This is a genomic window from Leptothoe sp. PORK10 BA2 (assembly GCF_034932105.1).
Taxonomy (GTDB): domain Bacteria; phylum Cyanobacteriota; class Cyanobacteriia; order Phormidesmidales; family Phormidesmidaceae; genus Leptothoe.
In genome coordinates, this window is record NZ_JAYGIG010000007.1 from 85664 (window position 1) to 92473 (window position 6810).

6 protein-coding genes are annotated in these 6810 nt (G+C 52.3%); 1 reads left to right on the forward strand and 5 read right to left on the reverse strand.

Features of this window, described 5'->3' with window-relative positions; genetic code table 11:
• Nucleotides 1-6 precede the first annotated feature (6 nt).
• Nucleotides 7-705, forward strand: coding sequence for a hypothetical protein (locus VB741_RS03640; protein ID WP_323363784.1), 699 nt, complete (start codon nt 7-9; stop codon nt 703-705).
• Nucleotides 706-730: 25 nt separating this feature from the next.
• Here the strand turns inward: VB741_RS03640 and VB741_RS03645 are convergent, their stop codons facing one another.
• The 5 genes from VB741_RS03645 to VB741_RS03665 all read right to left on the reverse strand — a co-directional run bounded on the left by VB741_RS03645 (nt 731) and on the right by VB741_RS03665 (nt 6317).
• A complete protein-coding gene (locus VB741_RS03645) occupies nt 731-1465 on the reverse strand; it encodes a hypothetical protein (protein ID WP_323363785.1) in 735 nt (244 codons plus the stop codon).
• Between the two features lie 2 nt (nt 1466-1467).
• A complete protein-coding gene (locus tag VB741_RS03650; RefSeq protein ID WP_323363786.1) occupies nt 1468-2574 on the reverse strand; it encodes a hypothetical protein in 1107 nt (368 codons plus the stop codon).
• A gap of 279 nt (nt 2575-2853) precedes the next feature.
• A complete protein-coding gene (locus VB741_RS03655) occupies nt 2854-3813 on the reverse strand; it encodes an ABC transporter permease (RefSeq protein WP_323363787.1) in 960 nt (319 codons plus the stop codon).
• 67 nt (nt 3814-3880) lie between these two features.
• On the reverse strand, nt 3881-4747 hold the full coding sequence (locus VB741_RS03660) for a universal stress protein (protein ID WP_323363788.1): 867 nt from the start codon (nt 4745-4747) through the stop codon (nt 3881-3883).
• Nucleotides 4748-4820: 73 nt separating this feature from the next.
• The gene (locus tag VB741_RS03665) at nt 4821-6317 is read right to left on the reverse strand and encodes a SulP family inorganic anion transporter (RefSeq protein ID WP_323363789.1); all 1497 of its coding nucleotides are present in this window, start codon (nt 6315-6317) and stop codon (nt 4821-4823) included.
• Nucleotides 6318-6810 lie beyond the last annotated feature (493 nt).

Genomic DNA, 6810 nt, shown 5'->3' on the forward strand with positions numbered 1-6810 from the left:
TAGCCCATGTCCGAGTCCGTCACCCTTGCAGACATTTATGCCTTGTTCGAACGCTCCCAAGCGGAAGCTGATCGGCGGTTTGCCGCAGCCGATCAGCATTCTGCCGAAGCAGAACAACGGGCCGCTCAATCCAAAGCTGAGTTTGAGCAAAGCATCACTGCCTCCAGGGTTGAATTTGAAAAAAGCATGGCCGAGTCCAGGGCAGAGTTTGATCGGCGGTCGGCTGAGGCCGAAATCCGATTAGCCCGAGCTGAGTCCATAGCAGCCCAGGCAAATCAAGCGGTCAACAATCTGAGTAGTCGCTGGGGGCGATTTGTGGAAAACCTAGTTGCTCCGGCGGCGTTACGGTTATTCCAAGCACAGGGTATGGCGGTGCAAGAGGTCTATCAGCGGGTGCGTTCTGCCCGAGGAAACCGCAATCTAGAAATTGATATTTTAGGGGTAGATGATGATGTTGCCGTGGCCATTGAAGTGAAGTCCCGACTCACCCAAGACAGCGTTCGTCAGGTGCTCCGTAGCTTAGAACGATTTAAGGAAGCATTTCCCCATTACGCCAGCTATCGGCTCTATGGTGCGGTGGCCGCCATCGAAATTGACAAAGATGTGGACACCTACGCCCATAACCAGGGGCTGTTTGTCATTCAACAATCCGGCGACAGTGTGGAACTGAGTCATACATCTGACTTTCTGCCCCGTATTTGGTAATCATGCTGCAGCCTACGGGCCAAACTTACGCCAAAAGCTGCTCAATCGTCATATTGTGCTGTTTTTGTTCAAACGCAGAAAATACGGAAGCTGAGGACGCTTGTGCCATTAGAGCTAACTGCTGCTTTTGATGAAAATTATTCCACACTTGAAAGCCAATGATGCCGACACCGGCAACGGCTAACCCCGCACCAGCAACGGCTACGGTAGATACAATTGCTGCACCTGCAGCCATACCACCGCCTCCAGAGGCTAGGGTTCCACCGCCTAACCAAGCGAGCGCTGCATTGGTTGCTGCTGCCCCACTCAGCGCACTAGTGGCAGTTCCTGTTGACGCTGATGCGCCCAATAGTGCCGCAACCGATACAACTGTGCCAGTGGATGAACCAATGGCTACCATGCCGCCGCCTACAAATGTTAGGCTGCCTCGCTTTGCGGCTAGGACCTGGGTGGAATAGGAATGCCCTGTGGCCATCCAGGTGGCCCAGTGCTCACAGTTGAAATTGATGAGATTGTACGCAGGGGAATTCTCAGTTTTTAGAGATTCACGAAAATCACGAATATTAGCTTTGATCTCATCCCAGGACAAATAGTCATACTTTAATTTGGCAATATCCCAAACCTCTGGGTCTAATGGCTGTAGTTCAATAGTGGAGTTATTAACCCAGTTAACCGTATAGTCTGGACTCAGGACAATGCCGTAGTGGGCATGGCCACCACAGAATTTTTTGACGATTTGCCCCAGCTGGAAATCAGTCATGATTAAGCTCCTAGTAACTCGTCTAACAAGGTTTCCTGTGCTAACATCTCTGCGGCAGATGCATGAATTGAAGCTGACGAACTCCCTAGCCAGTTCCAAGGATTGAGAGCTAATTCCTGTTTGGCTGCATCAACGCCTTTGCCAACAGCTTTGGCTGTGTGCTGTAGACAATCTTGAAATGCTGCTTTCCATTCGGGCGTAATTTCTATCCAGATAGCCTGTATTACGGATGCAGTGGTTAAGGCTAACCCCACGGGTGGGAAGAGCAAAATCATGACGGTTAGTAGCCCACTGGTTAATATTCGGGGGCCAATAGTTTTCAAGGCTTGGTTGAGGGTGGTTTTGCCTTGGATGAGTTGAATGAGTAATGGAATAGCTTCAGATGCGATCGCAACCCCAAAAACTGCCGCAGCATTACCACCCATTAAACGTTGCAATACTTTAACCGCAGCGCCCCGCATAAAGCCCGATTGAATCCCTGCCAACGCCTGCATTAAAATGGGACGCAAAACTGCCCCATCTAGTTTAGATTCACCACGGCAGTACGCTCCGAGCTGATGAATACTGGCATGGACAACATTAATGCTGGCATTGATAGTCGCCCCACTGACGCCGGCACCCGCAACTTCACCCACATTTGCTGCCGTTTCTAGTAACCAGCTAAATGAATAGGGATGTTCGGCTGCAAACCTAGCCAAATTCAAAGGAATGGGGATACTCTGTACGCCATCGATATTAATGGTGGACGATGCCCCCGTAATGTTGCCATTCTCCGCGTTGGTAATAATAGGCTCAGCGTAATGTCCACCAGTAACCACGCGTTCTACATAGTCGGTTGACCCCGCTTTCACTTGAAACTGTGCAATTAGCTGTCCCTGTTTATCAACGTAGATATCGGGGCCATATTTCAGTCCATCTACGGGGATTTGGTAAGCCCTCACCTCAGACTTCGTCAGTGCGGCGTTTAGGTTAAAACCGATTGCTTGCAAATGTTCCAATGCGAACCCAAAACTATTGGGATTCTGGCTAATACGTTCTTGGTTCGTTATGAGCCCTGCGCCAGGTTCTAGCATAGTTGCCCCACCATCTCTGACAGCCTGGGCTGCCATGGAGAGGTTGCGTGTCAGTGCTGGAATCAATCCAATAGTGATTGATTCTGCAACTTTCGAGGAGAAATCCTTGGCCCGATAAGTCATCGACGAATGGCTATCCTTAAGTCCTACAAGTACCTTCAAATAATTCCCTTCCATCAAAAGGCTGGCCTATCCACCAAGAAAGATTGAAGAGAAGACGAAGTTATTGATACCCAGTGATTGATTTCTAATAAAATTATTTTTGGAGCGACTATTGTGCGTTGCTGGATTATGGGTGGCTGGATGACTAACGGTTTATTCCAACCGCACCCTGGGATCGAGCCAGCCATACAATAGGTCCGCCATCAGGTTAAACACCACCACCAGCACTGCATAAATAAACGACACTGCCATTACCACGGGGGTATCACTCCGGTTAATGGAATCGATTAGTAGCGCCCCCATGCCGGGAATGCGAAATACCTGCTCCAGCACCAGGGACCCCGTAAACAAGCTGGGAATATCCAGGGCAAGCAAGGTAATGACGGGAATAGAGGCATTGCGCAGGATGTGAACGCCCAAAATGCGAGACCGGGAAAGGCCCTTGGCTCGGGCTGTGCGCACATAGTTCTGGGGCAATTCCTCCGCCATGGCGGTGCGGATAAAGCGCATTAAAATCGCCGTTTGAAATAGGGCAAAGACCGTGATGGGCAAAACAGACTGTCTCACCAATTCTAGAAAGCTAGCCCAGCCAGTGACCACCAGCGTACTGCTATAGATAAACGGCACCCAGCCCAGGTGAACGCTAAAGATCAAGATCAGTAGCAGCCCGGTAAAAAACGTCGGTAGGGAAAAGCCCACAAAGGCCAGGGTGGAAATCAGCCAGTCCACGGCGGTACCTTTTTTGAGGGCGGAGAGGGTGCCGAGGGGGACTGCCATCAGCACCGCGAGGGCATAGCCGGAGCCGATTACCCACAGGGTGGCGGGCAATCTCTGTAAAATCAGCTCACTGACCGGACTACGGCTGCCAAAGGAATAGCCAAAGTTGCCCTGCATCAAGGCCCATAGCCATTTGAAATAGCGAATGATTACCGGCTCATCTAGCCCCAGGGAACGGCGTAGGTTTTCCCGCACTTCAGGGGTGATGGCGGGATTGGTGGCTAGTTCGCCTAGGGGATTGGTGGGTGCAATGGCCAGCAACACAAAAATTACTACACTGATCGCCAATAATGTCGGAACAGCGACTAATAAGCGGCGACAGACGTATTTCAGCATTGTTATGGCGACTCAGTGATGGCGACTCAGTGATGGCGGCTCAGTGATGGCGGCTCAGTGATGGTGGCTAACGCAGTAAAAGCACCGGAATATGGGCACTTCTCAGCAGTTGAACCGTGGTGCTGCCGATGACCAGGTGACGGATGCGTCGGTGTCCGTAGGCCCCCATCAGCAAGAGACTGATGTGGTGTTGCTCAATGTATTGGGCAATCACTTTTTCTGGGTCACCGGAGAGCTGGCTAGTGGTCAGGGTAAGCCCAGCCTGTTGCAGCTGTTGTTGGGCCTTGTCTAGTGCTTGAGATCGCACCGCCTCCGCATCTGACTTGGTCACCGTCAGCAAATGAATTTCCACATCCTTAAACCCAGGGGCACTGTCCACCAAAAAGGTCAACACCCGTTTGCCCGTGGGGCTACCGTCGTAGGCCACCAACAATCGCTCGATGGGGGCAAAGGTTTTGGGTGTAACCAAGCAGGGCTTGGAGCTACTGCGCACAATGCGATCAATGTTGGCCCCCAGGTGACCTGAGGCAAACTCCGCCGCCTCCCCCCGCTTGCCCAACACCACCAAATCAGCATCCGCCTCAAAGTCATGGAAGCAGTCCACGAGGAAACCGGTTTGATTGATCAGTTCCACATCGCTCAACCCTTCCTCCTTGAGGAGCTGGCCAGCGTTTTGTAAAACCAATCGAGAGCGCTGGTTGTTGAGTTTGGCCCGTTCATGCTCCAGGTTAACCAGTTCGCTTAGCAGTTGTTCCGATGCCCCCAGGCCCAGGCTACCGCTGAAATTACCGGTGGAAACGACCTTTTGGCTGCGAATGTCGGTGACAAACAAGACCTTAGCCTGGGCTTGAAATTGGCGGGCAAACCAGGCACCGTATCGATAAATGCCGTCGGCAAATGCAGAGCCATCGGAGCATAGAAGAATCGATTTCATAACGTGTGTTTTATCCTTGTGGTTGAGCTGAGGAATGAAGTCTAGGATGGGGCAGGTGCAGCCGCGCTGGGGTTTACCCGTTGGCGACGAGTTCATCTTCAGTGGCGAGACGGTTGAGCAGGGTGGAGCTAGCCTCATTGAGACCCACCACAGTCACCTCTACACCGTTACGGCGAAACTTTTGCACGGCCTTGTCTAGAACTTCCACAGCTCCCTGGTCCCACAGCTGGGCCTGGCTCAGGTCAATGGTCACCTGATCAATGGGCTCAGCATAGTTAAAGGACTCTGCAAATTCATCCCGAGACACAAAGAAAATTTGTCCTGACACGTTGTAGATCCGACGGGTACCGTCTTCCGTCAGTACCTTATCAACAAATACCAGTTTGGCCACCTTACGGGAGAAAAATACCGTACTCATGACGATACCCGTTGCCACACCCAGGGCGAAATTGCGGGTAAAGATAATGACAAACATGGTGGTTAGCATGACGGCCACTTCACTTCTGGGGACGCGGCGCATATTGGTGAAGGAGGACCAGCGAAAGGTACCGATGGATACCATGATCATGACGGCCACTAAGACGGCCATGGGCATCTGGCTCACCCAGTCTTGCAAGAATAAAATGGCCATCAGCAAAAATACGCCTGCGGCCAGGGTGGAGAGGCGACCCCGCCCGCCGGACTGGACGTTGATTACCGACTGACCAATCATGCCGCACCCGGCCATCCCCCCAAAAAAGGCGGTGACAATATTGGCGATGCCCTGTCCTTTGGCCTCTTGATTTTTGTCGCTGGGGGTGTCGGTCAGATCATCCACCAGGGAAGCGGTGAGGAAGGAGGCCAGCAGACCCACAATCGCCAGGGTAAAGGAATAGGGCAAGATAATTTGTAGGGTTTCCAGGGTGAGGGGCACCTGGGGCAGGGCAAACAGGGGCGGGGCCGTGGGTAGTTCGCCCATATCCCCCACGGTGGGTACATCTAAACGCAGTGCGATCGCAGCGATGGTCATCACCGCCAGGGCCACCAGTGGGGAAGGTACCGTTTGGGTAAAGCGGGGGAGAATGTAGATAATTCCCAGGGACAGCAGGGTGATTACGTAAACCGTGGGGGGCACATTGGTGAGCTGGGGTAGCTGGGCTAAAAAGATCAGTACGGCCAGGGCATTGATGTAGCCAATCATCACGGCTCGGGGCACAAATTTCATTTGGCGACCCAGTTTAAGGAACCCGAATATCACCTGCAAAATACCCGTCAAAAAGGTGGCCGCCAACAGGTATTGCAGCCCATGGTCTTTGACCAAATCCACCATCAACAGGGCCATGGCTCCGGTGGCTGCCGAGATCGACCCCGGTCGTCCACCAAGGAAGGCGGTGAGCACCGCAATAATAAACGAGGCATAGAGACCGACCTTGGGATCCACCCCAGCGATAATCGAAAAGGCGATGGCCTCAGGAATGAGCGCCAGACCGACCACGGCCCCGGACAGTAGGTCTGCCTTTGGATTGAGCAGCCACTCCCGCTTGAGGGTACGCGAACTGAGGGAAGGAACGTTGAAATTGAAAATGTTCAAGGGGTCTCCTTAAGCCGGAAAAAGAAAGCTGGGCAAGTAGGACGAAAGAACGATCTACCCGATTGCTAATCGGACATGGGCCAATTGCAGCAGGCTGCTCACAAGGTCTAGGGGTGAGTGGTGTGAAAAGGAGGAGTTGCGATCTCACTCTGGCTCTCCCCATGGCGGTCTCATTCCCATGGCAACCTACGGTCATGGACCCTTAAAATCCCTGGCCGGGCAGCTAAAACCACTGCGGTGACTAGGATACAACTCTCCCATATTTATGGAAGACTGCCTACCGATGACCTGGAGGATGACCAAGAAAGAACACCCTATCTTGGTGAGTAAATATACTTAACATTTCTTTGCCTATGCCTATCTAAAGGTAACTACTCAGGCTGGGGTAGGAGAGTTATAGGGTTTCCAGAGAACAATCCCATGAGGGCATCCAGAACGTTATGCCCCTGTTTGCGTAGAGTGGATAGGTAACCGCGAATACGGCAGAACATCC

Bases quoted from the DNA above. Each gene is read 5' to 3' on its own strand.
- VB741_RS03640 (WP_323363784.1), top strand. From the start codon at position 7: ATGTCCGAGTCCGTCACCCTTGCAGACATTTATGCCTTGTTCGAACGC.
- VB741_RS03645 (WP_323363785.1), bottom strand. From the start codon at position 1,465: ATGACTGATTTCCAGCTGGGGCAAATCGTCAAAAAATTCTGTGGTGGC.
- VB741_RS03650 (WP_323363786.1), bottom strand. From the start codon at position 2,574: ATGGCAGCCCAGGCTGTCAGAGATGGTGGGGCAACTATGCTAGAACCT.
- VB741_RS03655 (WP_323363787.1), bottom strand. From the start codon at position 3,813: ATGCTGAAATACGTCTGTCGCCGCTTATTAGTCGCTGTTCCGACATTA.
- VB741_RS03660 (WP_323363788.1), bottom strand. From the start codon at position 4,747: ATGAAATCGATTCTTCTATGCTCCGATGGCTCTGCATTTGCCGACGGC.